This is a genomic window from Methylomonas aurea, assembly GCF_024505045.1.
Taxonomy (GTDB): Bacteria; Pseudomonadota; Gammaproteobacteria; order Methylococcales; family Methylomonadaceae; genus Methylomonas; species Methylomonas aurea.
Genome location: NZ_JANIBM010000006.1, coordinates 114,780 through 133,941 on the forward strand (window position 1 = coordinate 114,780; position 19,162 = coordinate 133,941).

General features: G+C 61.6%; 15 protein-coding genes. All 15 read right to left on the reverse strand.

Annotated features, from left to right (window positions below; translation table 11 throughout):
* Positions 1–2 precede the first annotated feature (2 nt).
* Positions 3–431, reverse strand: a complete 429-nt coding sequence (locus tag NP603_RS07590) for a GPW/gp25 family protein (protein ID WP_256610314.1) — start codon at positions 429–431, stop codon at positions 3–5.
* A complete protein-coding gene (locus NP603_RS07595; RefSeq protein WP_256610315.1) occupies positions 431–769 on the reverse strand; it encodes a hypothetical protein in 339 nt (112 codons plus the stop codon). Before NP603_RS07595 ends, NP603_RS07590 begins: the two co-directional genes overlap by 1 nt.
* Positions 766–2,334: a phage baseplate assembly protein V gene (locus NP603_RS07600; RefSeq protein ID WP_256610316.1), complete on the reverse strand. Its 1,569-nt coding sequence runs from the start codon at positions 2,332–2,334 to the stop codon at positions 766–768. Before NP603_RS07600 ends, NP603_RS07595 begins: the two co-directional genes overlap by 4 nt.
* A gap of 2 nt (positions 2,335–2,336) precedes the next feature.
* Complete coding sequence (locus NP603_RS07605) at positions 2,337–3,104, reverse strand: CIS tube protein (protein WP_256610317.1); 768 nt, start codon at positions 3,102–3,104, stop codon at positions 2,337–2,339.
* Positions 3,092–4,351, reverse strand: a complete 1,260-nt coding sequence (locus tag NP603_RS07610) for a flagellar biosynthesis protein FlhF (protein WP_256610318.1) — start codon at positions 4,349–4,351, stop codon at positions 3,092–3,094. Before NP603_RS07610 ends, NP603_RS07605 begins: the two co-directional genes overlap by 13 nt.
* A 12-nt stretch (positions 4,352–4,363) precedes the next feature.
* Complete coding sequence (locus tag NP603_RS07615) at positions 4,364–4,795, reverse strand: phage tail protein (RefSeq protein ID WP_256610319.1); 432 nt, start codon at positions 4,793–4,795, stop codon at positions 4,364–4,366.
* Positions 4,796–4,829: 34 nt separating this feature from the next.
* On the reverse strand, positions 4,830–6,029 hold the full coding sequence (locus tag NP603_RS07620; RefSeq protein ID WP_256610320.1) for a phage tail sheath family protein: 1,200 nt from the start codon (positions 6,027–6,029) through the stop codon (positions 4,830–4,832).
* Between the two features lies 1 nt (position 6,030).
* Positions 6,031–6,708, reverse strand: coding sequence for a hypothetical protein (locus NP603_RS07625; protein WP_256610321.1), 678 nt, complete (start codon positions 6,706–6,708; stop codon positions 6,031–6,033).
* Positions 6,709–8,442, reverse strand: a complete 1,734-nt coding sequence (locus NP603_RS07630) for a caspase family protein (protein WP_256610322.1) — start codon at positions 8,440–8,442, stop codon at positions 6,709–6,711.
* A 31-nt stretch (positions 8,443–8,473) separates the two neighbouring features.
* Entirely contained in the window at positions 8,474–12,301 is a 3,828-nt protein-coding gene (locus NP603_RS07635; protein ID WP_256610323.1) for a CHAT domain-containing protein, read from the reverse strand.
* 13 nt (positions 12,302–12,314) lie between these two features.
* Positions 12,315–15,077: a caspase family protein gene (locus tag NP603_RS07640; RefSeq protein ID WP_256610324.1), complete on the reverse strand. Its 2,763-nt coding sequence runs from the start codon at positions 15,075–15,077 to the stop codon at positions 12,315–12,317.
* A 78-nt stretch (positions 15,078–15,155) separates the two neighbouring features.
* Entirely contained in the window at positions 15,156–15,908 is a 753-nt protein-coding gene (locus NP603_RS07645) for an MlaD family protein (protein WP_256610325.1), read from the reverse strand.
* A gap of 58 nt (positions 15,909–15,966) precedes the next feature.
* Entirely contained in the window at positions 15,967–16,773 is an 807-nt protein-coding gene (locus NP603_RS07650) for a lysozyme (protein ID WP_256610326.1), read from the reverse strand.
* 125 nt (positions 16,774–16,898) lie between these two features.
* Entirely contained in the window at positions 16,899–18,206 is a 1,308-nt protein-coding gene (locus tag NP603_RS07655) for an autotransporter outer membrane beta-barrel domain-containing protein (RefSeq protein ID WP_256610327.1), read from the reverse strand.
* Positions 18,207–18,671: 465 nt separating this feature from the next.
* Complete coding sequence (locus NP603_RS07660; RefSeq protein WP_256610328.1) at positions 18,672–19,085, reverse strand: hypothetical protein; 414 nt, start codon at positions 19,083–19,085, stop codon at positions 18,672–18,674.
* Positions 19,086–19,162: the final 77 nt, after the last annotated feature.

Genomic DNA, 19,162 nt, shown 5'->3' on the forward strand with positions numbered 1-19,162 from the left:
GATTAACCTGCCACGAGTGGGTAGCCAAATAATAATTGGTCGCGGCCTAGCGTCCGCCGCACCCGGTAATCCAGAACAATGTCGATTCGGGTCGGGTCGTCCGGATTGCTGCCGGCGTCCAGTTTCAGGATTTCGATGCGCCGTTCCCAGCGTTCCAGGGCCTGGCGCACGAAGTGGATCGCCAGGCCGTGGGTAGTGGCGTCGTTGGGCATGAAGGCCAGTTTATCCAGACTGCAACCGTAGTCGGGACGCATGACCCGCTCGCCGGGCACCGTGGTCAACAGCATCAGGATCGCCTGGCGTACCGACAAATCCTCGCTGACCATGCGGATGCCGCCGCCGGCGGAGATTTCCAGACCGGCCGGCGCGTCGGGATGCAGAAAATCGGGGTGGGCAAAACTCCAGGCCCGGAATCTGGCTGTGCTGGGCATTAGCGTTCCTCCACAAAATGTTGGCCCGGCTGGCGTACTTTATACAGCACGGTGCCCGGCGGGGTGCCGTCGGTCAAGCCGGTCACGCTGTCCAGGCAAACCCGTTTGCCGCCGATTCTGATCCAGCTCGAATAGCCGTGCTTGACCGCCAGCGTACTGGTACAGGGTTTGATCGCCGGGCCGGCATTCGGGCAGCCGACGATCGGCCGTTGCTCCGGATTGGTCTCGACCAACAGTCGGCGGCCGTTGACGGTGACAAACGACTGGGTCGGGACAATGCCGACCAAACCCAGCTCGTGGGCGCAAACCAGCGTGGCGTCTTCGGTTAACAGTTTCATGATTTCTGCTCGAAATTAATGGCCCGGCCGCGAATCGTGATGGTGCGGCCCGGCGCCTCGATGTCCAGATCGGCCTCGGCATGCAGTCGGGTGCCGTTATCGGCCAGTTCGAAAAAACTGCCGGAATCCAGTTGCAGGCGGATCTTGTCCGGCTGCAGCTCAACCTGTTGGCCGGATTGGGTTTGCAGCCGGATCGAGCGCTCGGAGTCGTCCAGGCTGATGCGTTGGCCGCCCGGCGTGGACAGAAAATAGCGGCCGATGTCGGCATCGACCACTGCGTCGTCCGGCAGCGGACTGTCGCCGTACAAGCCGCCGATGACGATGGCCTGGGCCGGATCCTCCCGAATCAGCGCCAACAGCACTTTATCGCCCAGACTCGGCAGCAGCAGCAGGCCTTTACCTTTGCCGGCCCCGGCGCAGGCGACCTCGATCCAGTCGGTTTCCAGTTCGCCGTAAGAGGGCAGCATGGCCTTGACCCGGCCCAGGCCGTCCGGATCGTCGACCCTGGTGACGACGCCGACCGTGGCCAGCGTGGCGCGTTTGCGCGGCCGCAGCGGCGGTGGTGCGGAATCCAGTTCGCAGACGTAGCCCTGGCGGCTATCGAAGCGGTGAGTCACCGCGCTGAGCACGTACTGGCCGTTTACCGGTCCCGACAAGCCGTCGAGCTTGACTGCCAGACCGGGCATCAGCTCGGGATTGCCGGCGGCGATGCCCCAAAACACGGTTTCGGCGGCCGTTCTGTGGTCCAGTTGCGCCTGGGCGTAGGCTTCGGCCTGGTTGTCGTCCTGCACGCTGTCGTCGGTCGAAGTGAATTCCGGCGCCGAATCGGCGTGAAAAGCGGTGTCGGCGGCCAAGCGGCGGCCGCAGCGGGCGGTATCGGCCCGGCCGCGGCGGGCGGCGGCCTGCCACGGGTCCCAGGCCAGATTGGTCACTGCTTGCCGGCTTCTGCCGCTATTGGCTTCGATTTTGGCTTCGAGCAGATTTTCGCCCAGTTTTAACACCGGATTGCCGGGATGGCCGGCCAGACTGGCGAACTGCAACACCGAATCGCGCAAATGGAAATACAGACCGGCGCGTTCGGCGAATTCGGCCAGCAACTCCAGATCGGATTGCTCGTGTTGCATGATCAGCCGCCAGATCGGTCCGGTTTCGTCGGCCGCGACCGCGATATCCAGATCGCCGACCAAGGTCGCGGCCAATTCGGTGACGGTCAAATCGACATAGGAGCGCGGCGCCTGGCGCTGGCGCAAGCTGTGCAGCCGGTCGTAAGCGCGGATGCGCAAGCCTAGATTGTTGCCTGGAGCAAATTCGTATTCCAGTGCGGTGATGTTACCTTGAAACAGGCAGCGGTCGGGACCGGTCCGAACAATCAACTCGGTGCCGTCCGCGAGCGAGGCCAAGTCGCCGAGCAAATCCGGCAGGCCCTGAAACGCCAGTTCGCATTGGCTGGGCAAGGACAGGCGTTCGCTGACTTGCAGTTCGGTCAGATATTGGGCATCGCCGGCCGCCAACGGCTTGCCGGCCAATTCGATCTGCAGTTGCGGCGGGTTCAGCAGCGCTTCCATGGCTATGGCTCGGCGGAGGGGGCGGCCGGGCCGATTTCCAGCACGGTCCCGGACGCAATGTTTAACGGATCGGCAACGAAGGTGTTGGCAAACAATTCCCGCCAGCGGCCCGGATCGCCGAAATACTGGAACGACAACAGGTCGGGGCGTTCGCTGCTGCTATTTTCGGCGGCAGTATCGGCCTCCGCGAGTTCGGTTTCGGCTGCGGCGATCAAGTGCTGCAATCCGCCGGCCGCGAGCGGCGCGTTACCGGGGTAAGTGAAATTTTCGATAGCCATCGCTTCGGGAAAATCGGCGTCGGTCGGCGCTGGCGGTTCGTTGACCCGCAGCAGCCGCATCCGCAGCCAGGAACGCTGCGGGACGCCGTCCTGGTTGAAATGTTCCAGCCGTTCGGCGACCGCGGTGACGACGCCCGGAATGTTCCAGCTTTTGCCCCAGACGAAACGGCAGACCGGGACTTGGCCGCTGCCGCCGGTTTTGGCGTTGTTCTCGGCCAGATTCCAGAACGGCCGGGTCAGGTCGCGCACGTCCTCGCTGCCGATCGACGAGCCGGCGATATTGACATCGAACAGCAGGTCCAGCTCCAAAACGGTGGTGCCGCCGCCGGTCTGGATGTAGCAATCGTCGGCCAGGCCGTGGCCGGTCAGGATCGCGGCCGAGGACTGCCGGGGCTGGATGCCGGCCTTGCGCCGCATCACCAGTGTTTCCGGGTTCAACAGGCAGCGTAATTGTTCGCCGCTGTGTTCCAGCACGAAGGCTACTCGTTCCATGCCAACCCCCGTTGTTCCTGCGCCAGCCGGCGGTTACGTTCCTGTTCGCGAGCCATCGTCTCGACTGGGCGTTGGGTTTGGGCGCCGGTTTCCGAAAATTGATCCGGCAGATCCGGCCAGCGTTGGCAGCGTTGCGCGAACTGGTCCGCCGATTCGTCGGGTAATTGCGGCCAGTTTTGCCGCTGCCAGTTTTCCGGTTTGGCCGGTTCGGCCCGATCCGACACGGCTTGTGCCGCCGGCTTGGCCGGAACCGCGCCAAGCAGCGGCTCGGCTGCGGGCGGCTGGTTGTCGGCGAATGCGACCGGATCGGCCGGTCGAGCGGCACTGGTCCGGATCGGGGCGGTCTGCTGCGGTCGCGCCGGTGCTTGAGCCAGCGCAACCAGGCGACCACGGCCGCCAGCCGGACGATTTTTCCGGTCCGCTTTGCCGGCCGCTTCGGTTTGGCCGGCAAATTGCCGGGTACGCGGCGCCGATTCCGATTCGATCGGGGCAGGCCGCGGCGCCGGTTTCACTTCGAACCGATGACGGTCTGTTTGCTGCTGCTTGCGGTACGCAGCCCCAGGCGCCGGGTGGCTTTCGATCCGGCGCCGAGTCGCGGCAGCCGACGCGGGACTTGCCGAACCGGTTGCGGCCGAAATCGGCTTGGGTCCGGCCGGCGGGCTAGTGCGCAGGGTTTCAGCTTGCCGGGCGCGATCAACGCTGGGTTCGATAGGCACTCTGGGTAGCGTGGACTTTTCGGCGCGACCGGCCGGGCCGGGGGGGGCAATAGAATTGGCCTTATCGTCCCGGCGTAGCCACGGGTTGGCAGGTGAGGGCGCCGGCTTGGCTTGGTTGCGGTGCTCCGCGGCAGCGGATTTCGGCCCGGACCGGCCGCCGCCTAACGGCGAGGAGGCTACTGGCGACGCCGGTGCATTCGTTGCACGAGCAGGGGCTGCGGGTGCCCGGCGGCTCGGCTCCGGTTCGCTTCCTGGGGGGCCGGTGCGGGTCGCGGCGCTTGGCTCGGTCGCGGTTTGATAAGCCCCGGTCTCGGGCCAAACGTAGTCTTCCAGCAGCCACGGCGCCTCGGCTTTGACCAACGCCACCCAGTGCGGCGGCGGCACCCTGGCGGAGGCGCCGGATGCCGGCGCCGCCCGATCCGCAGATTCGGCAAGGTCGCCGGCCGGATTGGCGGGCTGGTAGCGCTCGACCAAACGATGGCCCCAGCTTTGCAGCCAGCGTCCCAGGTTCATCAGCAGCGTGCGTCCCATAGCCGTTGCCGCTTAGCGTTGTTCGAGGCCTTCGTGGGCTATTTCCAGCGTCTGGATCGCCACGCCCTGGCCCAGCGACTCCAGCCGGGCGCCTTTCCATTTGCAGGGCCAGGCGTTGTGCAGGTTCCAGCGAGTGGCTTCCTCGGCCTGACCGTAAGGCTTCAGCAAAATGATCGATATTTCCCGGCGGTCGGCTTTGCCGCGCGTCGATTGCATCAACCAATTCCAGACGTCCTTATTTTCGGAAACGCCCCAACGCAACACCACGTTGCCGTAGGCGACCCGGCCTTCCAGCTTGCGCACCGCCGGCGCGCCGCCGCCTTCCCGGTAATCGATGGTCTCGACGTCGATGCTGAGGCCGTCGATTTCGGTGAAATAGGCGCCGTTCTGGCCGCCCCAGTCGAGGATGAAATTGTAATTACGGTAAATCTCCGCTTCTGCCATGGTCGTTCTCCTGGTTGCTTAGTCGCTGATTGATTTATGCCGCGTTTTGCGGTTCTACCGGCGTCGCGCCGGCCCATTGCCCGATGCGGAAGATGATGAATTCGGCCGGTTTCACCGGCGCGATGCCGATTTCGATGATCAGTTGGCCGGCGTCGATGACTTCCTGCGGATTGGTTTCCGCGTCGCATTTGACGAAGAAGGCCTGTTCCGGCGTCGCGCCCTTCAAGGCGCCGCTACGCCACAACCGGGTCAGAAAAGCCGAGACGTTGCGCACCACCGAGTTCCACAGAATGCGTTCGTTGGGTTCGAACACGGTCCACAGCGTTCCTTTCGCCAGCGATTCTTCGACCGAGTTGAACAGGCGGCGGACGTTGACGTAGCGCCACTCGCTGCGCGAACTCAAAGTGCGGGCGCCCCAGACCCGGATGCCGGAAGTCGGAAACGAGCGGATGCAATTGACGCCGAGCCGGTTCAATTCGCCTTGTTCCTGGTGGGTCAGCATGTAGGTCAAACCCAGCGCGCCGTTCAAGACCTGGTTGGCCGGCGCTTTGTGGACGTCGGTTTTGGCATAGATCCCGGCCATGAAGCCGGACGGCGGCGTCGCCACTTTCTGAATGGGATTCAGCGGGTCGGCGGCGACTACCCAGGGGAAGTAGAGCGCGGTGAAGCCGCGGTCGGAGCCGCTCGGCAACAAGCCTTTCACGGCCGGCGCGTCGGCCGGTTTGGCCGCGGCGTCGCCGGCTTCTTCGCTGCCGATCTGTTTCAGCGCGTCGATGTTCTTTTCCGCGTCGCGCGAGGCATCGAGGATCGCCACCACGTCCTGCCGGTTTTCGCAGAAGGTTTTTAGGGCTTCCTGCGTGGTTTTGTCGGTATAGCCCGGTGCGGCGACGATGGCGATTTCGTCGATCGGTTCCAGACAATACAGGCCGGTGCGCTTGCGGGCGTCGCCGACCACCGAGCCGCCTTTGCCGACATTGACCACATAACAGCGCGAGCCGCCGTTACAGAAAAAGGCGTACACCGATCGGGCCAGATCGGTACTTTCGCTGTCCTCGGCGGTGAATTCGCGGACGAATTGCTGCCAGTTGTTGCAGGCGAAGGCTTCGTTCAGGTGCTTGTTCGCGGCCGGCGCCACGCCCAGGAAAGCGGCGACTTCGGATCCCACCATTTCGATAGAATTCGATCCGGTCGAGAGCTCTTCGATATAAACGCCCGGTGTCAGATAAGTAGCCATGTCAGATCTCCAATTGCTCGAAATGTATTACTACGGGTTCTTGAGTCGGATTAGCGGGTTCCACTAATAACTCGCGTCGTTTGGCGCGGATCAGATAACCGCGGCGGTGTTGGTTCGGGTCGATGCCGGCAAAGCTGAAATTGCCGGCGACATCGGTCCGGGTGTAACGGCCGGCCGCCACCAGCTCGACGTCGGTGTCGGCCAATGGAATCTCGCCGGGTCCGAGCAGGCGGCCGCTGAAGGTCGCGACCGGGCCCATCCTGACCTGCGGCGGCGCTTTGATGCGCGGCGCAGTTTGCTCGGCCACAGGCAGCGCGACCGGAACCTTGATCGTAAAGGCCGGCGCCGGCTTGGCAGCCAAGGCTTGCCAGGCTTCGAGCGGTGGCGGCGCAAACTCGTATTCGAATTCGGTTTGTTGCACGGCTGCCGCGACCAAGGTACCCATTAATTTGTGCGCCGCGGTTTGATCGGCGGCCTGCACCGTGACCAGATAGTTCAAAAGCAATTGCGGCTGCGGGCTGCGTGCGGCCGGCGGCGAAGTCAGGCGTTTGAAGTCGAGCAGGTACAGCACGACGGTCGGTTCGGCGGCCGGGGCGCCGGGCGGCTCGAACGATATTCTGGCTCCGGCGGCGACGGCGTTGATCCAGGCCGACAATTTTTGGTCGGTTTGTTCGAACATTCAGTACCTCCCCAATCCGGCTAAGGCCCGGTTCTCTGCGGTTCGCAGGCTGGGCCGAAAATAAAACTGGCCATCCGCATCGCCGGCGCCTTGAATCGGACCGTACAGCGGCCGTTGCGGATGGCCGAGTCGGGAAGATTGGTCGTAAACCGCTGCTTCGATCTGGCCGTAAATAGCGTCGGCCGAGACCGGTTCGGGCTTGTTGTAGTTTTTCAGAAAATCGATGAATGCGGCGGCGAACACCGAATGGTTGCTGCGCCCCTTGTCCAGCACCGGTTCGTCGCCGCCCGAGGTCAGGAATTTGCGCGATATCGACGACGATTTCAGCTCGATAATAGAAGCGGCACGGCCGGCCGCGACGGTCGGTTGCGGTGCCGATATCAATCCGGTGTTGCGCAACGATCCGGAAAAGCAGGAGTCGGCCACGATCAGCACGTGCCTGGCGCGCATGTCTTGCCAGGCGGTGTTAAGCGCAATTTCGTAATCGCTGATCCAGGTGTATTTGTGCGGCGGTTTGTCGGCATCCACCGGCAGCCAGAAACCTTCCCTATCTTCCTTCTGGCCGTGGCCGGCAAAATAAATCAACAGGTTGTCGTTTTCGGTCAGTTGCTGGCGCAGTCCGATCAGCGCTTGCCAGATTTGGGCGCGGGTAGCCTCTCGATTCAGCAGCAATTTGACCGAGGCGAAGCCGAACTTGCCGCGCAGCAGTTCGGCCACCGCGTTGGCGTCGTTGACCGGGGTCTGTAGCCTATCCATCGCGGCGTAATCGTCTATGCCGATCACCAACGCGAAATAACGGCCGGCGGCCGGCGCGGCAAGCGTTTCGGCTGCCACGCCTTGGCCGCGCAATTTGGTTTCGGTTTGGGCGATTTGGGTTTGCAGCTTGGCGATCTGGGCCTGGTCGGCTTGGGCTTTTTGCTCCAGTTCGACGATGCGTTGCTGCAATTGCCGGTTGCGCTGCTGTTCGGCCGGATCTGGCTGCGCTGGCGGTTGTTTGATTTGCAAAGATAGGGCTTCCTTCTCCGCCATCTGTTGCTTCAGGCCGGCTTGAGCCTTGTCCAGCAACCGGTTTGCCTGGGCCAAATCGGCCCGCAATTGGGTGACTAAGGCGCTATCGTTCGTTGCGGGAGCTTGGGCCGGTAACCCTGAGGCTTTGCGATACCATTCCTGCGACGCGCTCGGGTCTTGGGTAACGCCCAGGCCTTTGGCCAGTAAGAAACCCAGGTTGGCTTGGGCGCGGGAATAGCCCTGCTCGGCGGCTTTGCGGTACCAGATCGCGGCATTGGTGTAATCGGCGACCCGCTCATAGAACTCGCCGAGATAAGTTTGCGCGATCTTATCTCCGGTTTCGGCGCAACCTTTCCAGACGTTCTCTACCTGTTGCAAGTTGGCGGCATCGAAGGCCACTTGCTTGCCGCCGCCAACGCGGCATTGCCAGACGCTGGTTCGGGCAGGACGCGGCGGCGAGGTGTAGAAAATGCCGTCGCCGATTTCAAACTGTATGCCCGGCAATTCGCAATCGACAATGATCTGCTCTTCGGCGCTGCGGGTGCTGCCTTCCGTCGGGTCGCCGGCGCGGCTGGCGTTGACCGGGCAATCGGCCAGTCGCATGGCGCCGGCACGCGACATGCGGTCGGTGCAGCCGGCCAGCAGCACCGCGCAACCGAAGCCTGCGGCGAATCTGCCGATTCCCGAGGCTTTTGCCAACATCGAACGAAAAACTTGCCGTCGCATGTCTGTTCTCCTAAATCCGCTAGAGCCCATATCAGCCCACCAGCACGAAGGGCGCCCAATAATAGGGATGGCGGTAATCGGCCGGCGCGGCGCCGCTATCCACCGATACGCCGCGGCTGCTCAACACCTCGCGCCGGCCGGATTTGATCGCATCCGGACTCAGGGTTTGTAAATGAACCTGTGCCGCCTGCAGTGCCGATCCAGGTGTCTCGCCGGCCTGCAGGTGCCGGTAAAACTCGGCCATCAGCAGGCTGGTCGCCAAATCGTCGACCGGCCACAAGCTGACGATCGCGGCGCGGGCGCCGGCGGCCAGCAAGCCGCGGCTGAAGCCCAACACATCGTCGCCGCCGGCGGTTTTGCCCTGGCCGGTGCGGCAGGCGCTCAACACCACCAAATCGGCGTTCAAACGCAGCCCGATCAAGTCCTGCACGGTTAACGCGCCGCCGTCGGCCAGCAGAATCGACGACAACAAAGGCGCGTTTTCCGCCAGTACGCCGTGGGTGGCAAAGTGCAGCACATTGAAATCCGGTATCGCCTCCCGTACCGCGGCCACCGTCGCTGCCGGTCCGATCAACGTGCGGTGGTGATCGAATAATCGGGCAATGTGGGCGGCTTCGGTTTCGGCGGCCGGCAGCGACGGTTGGGCTACTGCATGCTCGGCAAACGGCGCTTGGTAGGCCATCTTGGCCGGATTGCCGACTGCCAGCACCACCGGTTTTGGGCTACTCACGGGCTTGGCGAGAAATTGCAGAATGCTGGCGCTGGGCAGATAGGACACGGTGTGGCCGGCGATCAGCGGCCGGCCTTGCCAGGGTAGGGCATGGAACGGCAGGGCATGGGTCGTACCGTAGGGTACGATGAGCAGGCGATTGTGCGTATCGAGGACGCCGGCAAAAGGCTTCAATAACCATTCGCTGAGCTGGTCGCCGGTTTGGCGGTAGTCGCCGCGGCGTTCGCAGGCCGTATGGAAATCGCGCACCCGGCGGTCCAGTTGCTTGGCGTCGATATTTTGCCGCTCTGCCGTAATCAAACCTTGGCCGTCGATAGCCCAGGCCAGCAGGTCTTCGCCGAGAAAGGCGTATTGCAGCAAAGCCGTGCCGGCCGGCAACAGGCCGGCAATTTGGCTGACGTCGGCGATCGGTGCCTGGCGGTTGACGGAGCGGTAGAAGCTGGGGTTTGCTGCGGCCAGTTGGGTTTCGGTCTGGCGTAATTGATTTTCGGCGGCGGCAATTTTTTGTTCAAGATAGGCAATCCGGCCGGCATCCGGCGTTTGCGCGCCGCGCTCGCCAGCCAATAGGCTGCCCCAGGTCGCCAGCTTGGCCGTGTCCTGCAGCCAGCGGCGGACGCTTTCGTCTGCGTTGCGTTCGGGGCGATTGGCGCCGTTAGCCATCAGGTCCAGCAGCGCGCGGGCTTTGCCGCGCTCGGCATAGTGGTAGGCGGTTTGCCGGTGGCTGGCTGCTGAAGCCGGTTGCAATGCCGCCAATTTCAACGCATTTCTGGCCGGCAAAAAATACAGGTATTGCGAGCTGGATGCGGACGATAAGGCGGTTTTGAAGTTGTCCCGCCGCAGCAATTGCCGGGAACGTTCGAACTCATCCAGCGCTTTGGCATAGTACTCGGAGGCCTGCGTTAAATTTTCCAGGCCTTCGGCGACTTCGCCGTAGGTTTGCAGACTCTCCCAGGGCTTGTCTTCGCTTTGCCACCAATCTTTACCGAAGCGGTTTTCCAATTGGCCGAGATGGTCCGCCGAATCGGCATAAGCCTTGATCATGCAGAAAAACAGCGCCGCCTGCTGTTGGCTATTGCGCCATTGTTGTTGGATGCCGGCTTGGATCGCTTCGCCGCCGATCTGCGCCGCCAGCGCTTCGATGCTGCTGCTCAGCGGCGAGGCAGCGATTTGCTTCGGCAGATAGCGGCGGTAGGCTGCGGCGGCGGCAGGGTAGTCTTTGCGCTGGGCGTGGACGATCGCCAACTGAAAGTCGCGGTGGTGTTGAGCCGTTTTGTCGGCTGCCGCCAGTGCAATGGCAAATTGCCGCTCCGCTTCCGTCCGATCGCCGGCATTGCGTGCGGCCAGCGCCCGGTAACACGGGGCATTGACGGCGGTGTATTCGATGGCCTCCTGCGCCAGCTGCGCCACCAATAAGCCGGCGCCGGTATTGTCGCTGGCGGGGTGAGTTTTCAACCAATCGATTTGGGTCTGCAGTTTGCCGGCGATGGTTTCCATATTGTCGGCGTCCATACCGTCCAGATAGGCCTGCCACAGACCGTGCAGCGACAACAGTAGGCGCAGCGGCGCGTCGGCGTCGAGCCTGGCCGAGTTTTGGGCTGCCGATTGCAATTCGACCGCCTGTTGCAGGTGGACGATGGCGGCGTCGCGCTCGCCCAGCTTACGCAGCAGGTAGCCCTGGTCCATCAGGCTTTGCACCCGCCGCGGCGTCGAACCCAGGCCGGTATACAGCGATTCGGCCAGACGAAAGCAGGCCAGCGCCCGCTCGAAATCGGCATCGCGCAACAGCCAGTGCCAACCGAGGCGGCTGTGCAGGAATCCCAGACCCAATGCATAACTGAACGAGCCGGCGGTTTTGCCCCACTCGCCGATGCCGGCGGCGATGTCGCGCGGTTCCGGCACTTGGCCGTCGGCGACTTTCAGCAACGCGACATGCGCGGCGGCGGTCCAGTAACCGTAACCGTCGCCGGCAGCTTGGAACTGCTCTCGGGCGCTGCTCGCTTTGGCCAACGCTGCGGCAGTGTCGTTTGCCAACGCCGCCAAATAGGCATGGCGCAAGCTAACTGCCGCTTCGCCGCGCGGGCAGTTGCCGGCCGCCGCGAATAGTGCCGCGGCTTGGGCGTAGGCATCAGTCGCTCGCCGGATATCGACGGCGGAGCGGTCCAACTCGCGTTCCATCGCTTGCGAAGACAAACTGCTGTCGGCGTTGGGCGGCGGGTTCAGCGCGGTATTGAATACCAGCGGCGACGATAACGGCGCGGCGTAGGCGTCGCCTTCCGCTAGCCAGCAGGCGCCGGCACCGGCTTTGTCGCCGATTTGCAGATAAAGTTGTTTGGCTTGCTGCCAATAAACCAGCGCGGTTTGCAGGTCGCCGCCGCGGCGGTAGAGATCGGCCCGGTTACGCAACACCACGGCTTGCCATGCCGGCGAGTAGCCCGTTTGGCTATCCGGCGTCAGCATCGTCAATACCTGGCTAAGCAATTGCGTACGTTGTTGCGGGGTCATCGGTAGCGTGGCCGCCGAATCCAGCGCCGACTGCAGCGATTTGATGCCGTCCAGCTCTTCACCGACGAAGGCATTTTCCTGGAGCGCTTGCGCTGCCGAGACTTGGGTGCGCAATCCCGACTTACGTTTGCCGGTTTCCGCCAGCAGTGCCATGAAACGCTGGGTTTGCCCGGATTCCATGTCGGCGACGCTGCCGCCGCTTTCGTTCGGAAAATGGTTGAATTGCTGGTAAGCGGCCATCTCGGTAAAGCTGGTCGCCCGCAGTTGGCGCAGCGGATCGGCCTGCAGCAGGGTTTCGATCTCGCGGAAATGGCCGGCGGCAGCCGCCGCTTCGCCTTGCAATAGGCGGACGATGCCCAAGTTCAACAGAGCGTCAGCCAGCAATTCCGGATTCGCTGCGGTTCGGGCGGCTGCGGTTTGAGTCTCCGCCTTTGACCGGGCTTCGGCGAAATCGTCTTTGAATTCGGCGTAGACGATGGACGTCAGCGGTAACGGGTCGGCGCCGGCAAGTTCTGCGGCATAGGCTTCTGACCAGCCCGATACTCGGATTTTTCCGGCATAGGCGGCCACTAGGGCCGCGTATTTCAGAAAGGTGCGTCGGTCGAGGTAGATAGAAGCGGGGCTCATGGCTCGGTTCCGGTCAGTTGCCGCAACGGCTCTTGATGTCGCAAGCCTTGGCTAAGGCCTTGACTCCGGCCAGGCCGCGGGCGCTACGGATTTCTTCGCCGAATTGCCGGTAACGCCAACAGGCTTTTTGGCGCATGGTTTTGCGATCCCAGCGTTCCCAGTCCTTTTTGTACTTGATCAACTGGTATTCGACGCCGATATCGGGTTTGACTTTCAATTCCTTGGCGTTGCCGTCATAGCCGTGCGAACCCCAGGCGATGCGCTTCAGCGGGTCGACCACCATCACCACGTGGCCGTCGCCGCGTTTCGGATCGCGGTAAACCAGCAGGTCGCCGGTTTGCAGCGGTGCGCTGTCGCAGCGTTCGAAATGCTGCGCCAGCGGGCTGGCGGTTTTGACCATGTCGGCCGTGTTCAGGTATTTGTCGCCGGCGTTGTAGGGCAGGCCGGCGCGGGTGAAGGCAAACCAGATTGCCCGCGAACAATCGATGCCGCGTTTTAAATTGTCCAGATCGGTTGCCGCATTCCAGGCGTGACCTCTGTAACCGAAACCGTCGCCGGCGGCGGCTTGCGCCAGCCAATCGGCTTTTTGCAGCACTTTGTAGAGTGCCGTGTCGCGGTCGTCGGGCAGATAGGGACGGATATCGAAATGCGGGATGGTGAATTCGCGCGTCCGGCTGAACCCGGCGAGTCCGCGGTCGCCGGGTTTTTGAAAGCGGGAATTGGCCTCGACCCGTAATTTGATCTTGCTCAAGGTCCAGGTAGTGTCTTCCGCACTGTCGCTGTCCAGCGCTTGGCCGCGGGTGCCGGTGAGATAGCGGTCCAGCGCCCGATACAAACCGGTTTTGGCCGGGTCGGCCGCGCGGGTGCGCGCGCTTTGCGTCAACAAATCCCAGCGTACCGGGTTTTTTTCCTTGGTGCCGAACACGATCAGTTGGTCCCAAACATCCAAAGGTAAACCGGCGCGAAAGGTTTCGCCGGCGGCGCTGAACGTAGTCGATTCGCCCGGTTTCAGTAGTTCGCGGCGGCCGTCGGCCGGGAAGCCGAAGCTGCTGCCGTCGGTGGACAGCACCACGCCACCCACCAGCAGCGGAGCCGGTGCGTTCTTGTCCAGCGTGACTTTGACGTTCCAGCGGTGGCACAAAGGCATGATCTGGTCGGCATTCGGCGCGGCCGCTTCCCACACGCCTTTGGCACAATCGTCTTGTCTGGAAGAGGGTATGACTTCGATTTGCAGGCTCTGGTTGTCGCTAAACTCGCTACCGCCTTCGCCGCGCAATTGCAGCAAACCTTTTTGGCGGGCGTGCTGCCACAAATTGTGGGCGGCGTCGCTATCCTGGCCGAATACGTTGCGCACCCGGTTTTCCGGGCCTTTCAGCTGCAATAAGCCGTCGGAGGTCAGGCTCAATTCGAAGTCGCCGGGGCCGTCGCCGACGTTCAATAAGGTTTTCGCATCCGGATCGTCGGCGATCGCCTGTTTGATCGCGGCGGCGCGGTCTGGCGGCACGCCGCCGGGTTCGGATTCGGGTTTGATCCTGACATTGATGCGGACGTAGTCGTCGGCCGGACGCACCGGCACGGCAATGTCGCCGACCGCCAGTGCCGCAGCCGACGCATTTTTGCCGACGATATTGGCCGTCGCCGTCAGGCCGGTCATGGTTTCGATCGCCACGCTCGTTTTGGCCTTGGCCGGATCGCGGGTATCCGCTCCGCTCAGCGCGCCGTCGTAAATACGGAGTTCGGCGCCGGCGCCCAGTCCCGGTAACGGCGGACCGGCCAACTTCAGCGGTGGCCCCAATTCGGTGACTTCCCAGGCCACCGGCGCCGTACGCAGACTATTGCCGAACACCGGTCGGTCCAGCTTGCCTTGGAAATAGGGGATTTGGTAACTGCGGGCGGCGACCAGGGCCGGAATTTGCCGGGCGGCTTGGGCGTAAGTCAGGGCTTGGTTGCTGCCTTGGCCGAGCACTTGCAACAGGGCGTCGGTAAATATGCCGCGGCCGGCTTGTTCCAGGGCGCTGGTGCCGTCGCTGGCCGCGGTCAACGCAATCAGATTCGGCATCGATTCCGGCGCTAAATCGCCGGCTCCGTCGCCGACGCCTTCGGTTTGCGGGGCATCGGCTTGATCCGGGGCCGGTTCGACGAAGCGGGCGACCATGGTTTCCCGGTCGCCGCGAGTCGCGGTGCCGGAATTGCAGGAGTCGAGAATAACGGTGACGTTGTCGCTTTTCTTATAGAGTTTGGCCAACAGGCCGTTCAAGCGGTCGTCGCTAAAATCGCCGATTTTGCCGCCGTTTTGCTCGGTACGCGAATCGTGCAATACCAGGGTTTCGTCCTGGCCGTCGGGTTCGTCGCCGTTTTTATCGGCAGTTTGCGAGCCGTGGCCGGCGTAGTAGAACACGACGATGTCCTTTTCTTTCAAACGCGGCAGCAGAAAGCTGTCGAACGCTTCCTGCAGATTTTGCACGGTGGCCTGGTCGTCCAGCAGCATGCAGACATTCTGTTGCGGAAAACCGTAACCGTTCTTGCCGGACAATATTTGCTGCATCCGGCGCGCGTCTTCCGGCGGGCCGGCTAGGTCCGGGACTTTGTCCGAGATGTATTGGCCGACGCCGACGATCAGCGCCAGCCTTCTGATGCCGTCGGTTTCCGCGGTTTGTTCGATGGCGCAGCCCGGAATTTGTTGAATTGCGGCGAGGCATGGGTTGGCGGCGGCCGCCAGGCACAAGCCCAGCACGGTGTAACTGATCCCGAGCGTGGAACGGTTGGAGCGTTTCATAACGTGACTCCCGGCAAATGCTCTGGCTGGCGACGTTGCCGGGGTTGGGCCGGGTCGCGGCCCAAGCCCGGCACTGAGTTATTTCAGCTTGTCGACATTGTGTTTAAGTTCGTCGCGGAAGGTTTGCAACGCTTCGGCGGCTTTGGCTTGGCCCTGGTCTCTGAGCGCCTGCTGTTTGGCCAGCAATTCTTTCTCGATCGCGTCGTAATCTTGAAAAATCTGTTTGCTTTGTTCGCCGGCTTCGCCGCGGATCGCTTCCATTTCCTGCACCAGTTTTTGGTAGCGGTCGCGGATTTCGGTTTCGGTGGATTGGGCGTCCTGCTGCCATGCCGCCAGCGAATCGTTCATTTTCTGCTTCGATTCCGCCCATTCCTGATTGGCATCCTTGAAATAATCGCCGAGATCTTTGGCGGCCTGGCTGACCGCCTGTTTCATGTCGGAAATCGCACCCAGGATTGCGCCGAATCCGGTTTTCGGCTCCAGCGCGGTCAGTACGCCGCCGTCTGCTACGGGCGGAGCGGATTCCGGCGGATTGCTAATGACGATTTTGGCCGGCGGCGGCTCGACAACAATCGCGGCCTGAGCGTTAGCTTGCACCGGCGCGGCTTTGGCTTGTTCCAACGCCAGCGCAATCGTGACGCCGCTGCTGATCGGGGTTAAGCCGGTGACTTTGCCGATCACGGCGCCGTTGAATTCGACCGGATCGTCGGGCTTGATGGATTTGGCATCGCTGAAATTTACCGTGACGTTGATCCAGGACGGAAACAGGTCGCAGCCGGTCAACGCGGTAACGATTGCCAATATCAGCCATTTGAAATGGGTGGTTGCCATGAGATTCTCCTAATCCGCGCGAGCGCGGCGCAATGCAAGCGTTGAATGGAAAGTGGGGTTACTGCCGGGTTTCGCCGACGCGAATATCGATTTCCGGCAACATCTCCTCGGCTTCCGGCAGGGCACGCGGCACGCCGATCCCGTCGAAAAACAGATCGATCCGTTTCTCGTTGCGGATCTTCAAGCCTTTGATGACCCGGCCGTTGGCTTTACTCCATCGGCGGAACTGGGCCGGTACCCGGTCTAGTTGCTGCTTGTTGACCACCGATAACAGTGTGGACTTGGCGAAGTTGCCGGTGCCGACGTTGTAGACGAAATCGCACAATGCGGCGTACTGGCCGTCGGTCAACGGAATTTTGGTTTTGGTCTGCACTGCAATTTGCGCCTGTTCCATATCGCTGACCAGTATTTCCGAGCCGCGCGGCTCGCTGATGCCGTTGCGGAATTCGGCCGGTTCGGTACCGTTGCAGCGGGCCTGTTTGATCAGGTGGCCGTAACCGATGGTGCAGAAGTGGGCGACGTCGTGGTAGGGCAGGCTTCTGAAGCCTTCCATGAATTTGGTCAGGTCCAGGCCCTTGTCGTAAATCGGCCTGAGTTCCATGCCCGGCGGCAACACCGCCCGTTCTTCCGGTTCCAGGAAAATGCCGGCCGTGATTTTTTCTTCGTCTTCGGCCCATTCCTGAGGCTGTGTCGCACAGCCGGCGATACCGAATACCAGCGCGAGCGGCAGTAAGGTTTTGGGCGTCGTGGATCGCAGGAAAGTTGCCAAGGTTACAGGCATCCGCGCTTCAAGCCGTCCCTTGGCCGCGGTTGCGTTGGTTGGTTTTGGCCGACGTTCGGCGGCCGGAATGACTTGGTCGCTCATGACTCCCCCTGCAGCGTTGATGCTTTATTTAGTCGCCGGTAACGGCTTACCGGGCCTTTGTTATTTTTGGCAGGACAGCGGCCGTGGGCGTAATGCCGATCCCGACCCCGCTCCGCGGTTCCGGCTTAAAACCGAATTTTTACGCCGCCGGAAACAATCTGGTTGCTGCCGTTTTCGATCAATAAGGCTTCGTAGTCGACGAAGGCTGTGATGTTTTCCGGCAGCAGCATTTGCACGCCGGTGGCCAGGTTGAGCCAGTTGCGTTCCGGGGCGCCGGTAGTAATCGAATTCAGAACGGTTCCGGCCAATGAGGCATTAATTTGTCGGCTGCGGTTTTCGAATTCGTGCACCCATTCTGCCCGGAAACGCGGGATGAATACGGTATATAAGCTCGGCACAGTGAAGGCGCGGCTGATTTCGGCGCCGATCGTGGTTGTGAACGAGTCGATCGCTTGGCCGTTCATATTGACCGTTACCGAACCGCCGTTGGTACTGATGATGCCGCCGGTTTCTTGAAAGCCGTCAATTTCGGTGTGGCTGTAGTCGCCACGGACGAAGCCGCGCAGATTAAACCACTCCATTTGCGCTACGTAACCGGTGCCGAGACTGGTAAAAAATTGATCGGCACCGTAGCTGGCGGTCGCCCCGGTAATGGTTACGGTGTTGTTGATCAATCCGGCGTTAACATTTCTCAGGGAATCGAATTCCAGTCGGCTGTAGCCTACGAGAGCGCTGATATAACTTTGCGCCGAAGGCGAGTAGACCAGAAACGGGGCCACCCGGTAGGCGTCGGAGTTCAGATAGCCGCTATTGAAATTCAAGTCTCGGTCTGAGTGCAGATAGCCCAAAGACAAGCCGCCGACAAATTGCTCGTCGAAACGGTAATCCAGCATGGCGTTCGCGTGTTGGGTGTTGACGTCGAAGCCGGTTTGGCCGCGGGCGTCGTTGCGGTCGCCGAAACCGCCGCCGCCGCTGATCGAAATACCGAACGGTCCAATGGAACTGTCGTCGCCACTGCCGCTGCCTCGTTTCCTGCAGTCCTCCCGGTATTTAGCCGATTTATTGGCATCGTCGCAATCGCTCAGACGTTGCAGGCGGGTAGTGACTTTTTTGACGAAATCGTAAGGCGAGGTTATTGCAATCGAGTCTGCTTGCAGCGCTGCTTGCGGGGATAATTGCTGCAAAGCGATCCCGGAGCTGGCCCCGCAAAGAGTCGCCAATGTCGGATTTGCAGGAGGGCCGCCGCATTGCGCACTGATGGCTTGGAATACGGCGATCTGGCCGGCACTCGCAAAACCGGCCTGGAGGGTTGTATCCATCGAGCCGCTATTGATACCGCTATCGGCGCCGCTCTGCTGTACTGCGGCAAGAGTCAATGTGAAGCAGGCCGGCAGAAGCCGGATAAATTTTTTGAGCCAAGCGATGGTATTCATTTTTCCCCCTTGACAACGATTCAATCCGCAGTATGTCGCTTGGTTATGGTAGTCCCGATTTGGCGATTGTCAAACATAATAAATTGACGATTGCAATTGTCCGTTCGATCGAGTCGGGCTGCGATGGACTACGGAACAGGTTTGGCGTGGAATGGAAGGCTTGATAGAGGGTTGGAATGGTGATAGTAGGCAAGGCCGCGTGCCAGTTGCGGCTCCGGCGCGTTATCGGTCTGCGGCAAATAGGGTGGGGCGGGACCGGCTGCATCACATTACCGTCGCGCCCGCCGGACGCGAGTATCCAGTGTTGTGGACGCGCGCTTTAAATCGTCCTCGCCGCCCGAATGCGCTGCGCGGTTACGGTTCGGTCTATCCCTGACCGATGACGGTTAGCAAAAAAAGATGTGTATAACGATCATAGCGGCGCCAGGGGGCTCGCAGGCGGGCAATGGCGCGTGGCAGGCCTGATTACTCGGCGGAACTGTCGTGCTCGATTGCTTCCAGCACCGGCGGGCGGGCGGCGAAAACTTCGGCCATCAACTCCAGAGGTTTGCTAAAACCGGGCAACGCCGGAATTTTCCAAGCCTTGCCGACGAATTTGGCCAGGATGTTCTGCAACCAGGGCCGGTCGGAATGGGCGTGGTGCAGGATGAAACGGTAGCTTTCGCCGTCGTTGAATACGGCAAAATCCTCCAATACCACGTCTATCGTAAAGTCCTCGCCGTACAAACGGCTTTGCACGTAAACCTTGCGCGACTCCAGGTCGAAATTAAACTGGGTCAATTCGGCGATACCTTTCATGACGTGGTTGGCGACCCAAACGATCAGCGAGTTGGGCGTTATTTTGATGGCGAATCGGATTAAGTTGGCTGCTAAGCTCATGGTAGGCCTTGAACGTGGATGGAAGTAAGTCGATGATTTTAATCGCAATCGAGCCGCTTGGCCGCCAATTATTTTGC

Bases quoted from the DNA above. Each gene is read 5' to 3' on its own strand.
- NP603_RS07590 (WP_256610314.1), bottom strand. From the start codon at position 431: ATGCCCAGCACAGCCAGATTCCGGGCCTGGAGTTTTGCCCACCCCGAT.
- NP603_RS07595 (WP_256610315.1), bottom strand. From the start codon at position 769: ATGAAACTGTTAACCGAAGACGCCACGCTGGTTTGCGCCCACGAGCTG.
- NP603_RS07600 (WP_256610316.1), bottom strand. From the start codon at position 2,334: ATGGAAGCGCTGCTGAACCCGCCGCAACTGCAGATCGAATTGGCCGGC.
- NP603_RS07605 (WP_256610317.1), bottom strand. From the start codon at position 3,104: ATGGAACGAGTAGCCTTCGTGCTGGAACACAGCGGCGAACAATTACGC.
- NP603_RS07610 (WP_256610318.1), bottom strand. From the start codon at position 4,351: ATGGGACGCACGCTGCTGATGAACCTGGGACGCTGGCTGCAAAGCTGG.
- NP603_RS07615 (WP_256610319.1), bottom strand. From the start codon at position 4,795: ATGGCAGAAGCGGAGATTTACCGTAATTACAATTTCATCCTCGACTGG.
- NP603_RS07620 (WP_256610320.1), bottom strand. From the start codon at position 6,029: ATGGCTACTTATCTGACACCGGGCGTTTATATCGAAGAGCTCTCGACC.
- NP603_RS07625 (WP_256610321.1), bottom strand. From the start codon at position 6,708: ATGTTCGAACAAACCGACCAAAAATTGTCGGCCTGGATCAACGCCGTC.
- NP603_RS07630 (WP_256610322.1), bottom strand. From the start codon at position 8,442: ATGCGACGGCAAGTTTTTCGTTCGATGTTGGCAAAAGCCTCGGGAATC.
- NP603_RS07635 (WP_256610323.1), bottom strand. From the start codon at position 12,301: ATGAGCCCCGCTTCTATCTACCTCGACCGACGCACCTTTCTGAAATAC.
- NP603_RS07640 (WP_256610324.1), bottom strand. From the start codon at position 15,077: ATGAAACGCTCCAACCGTTCCACGCTCGGGATCAGTTACACCGTGCTG.
- NP603_RS07645 (WP_256610325.1), bottom strand. From the start codon at position 15,908: ATGGCAACCACCCATTTCAAATGGCTGATATTGGCAATCGTTACCGCG.
- NP603_RS07650 (WP_256610326.1), bottom strand. From the start codon at position 16,773: ATGAGCGACCAAGTCATTCCGGCCGCCGAACGTCGGCCAAAACCAACC.
- NP603_RS07655 (WP_256610327.1), bottom strand. From the start codon at position 18,206: ATGAATACCATCGCTTGGCTCAAAAAATTTATCCGGCTTCTGCCGGCC.
- NP603_RS07660 (WP_256610328.1), bottom strand. From the start codon at position 19,085: ATGAGCTTAGCAGCCAACTTAATCCGATTCGCCATCAAAATAACGCCC.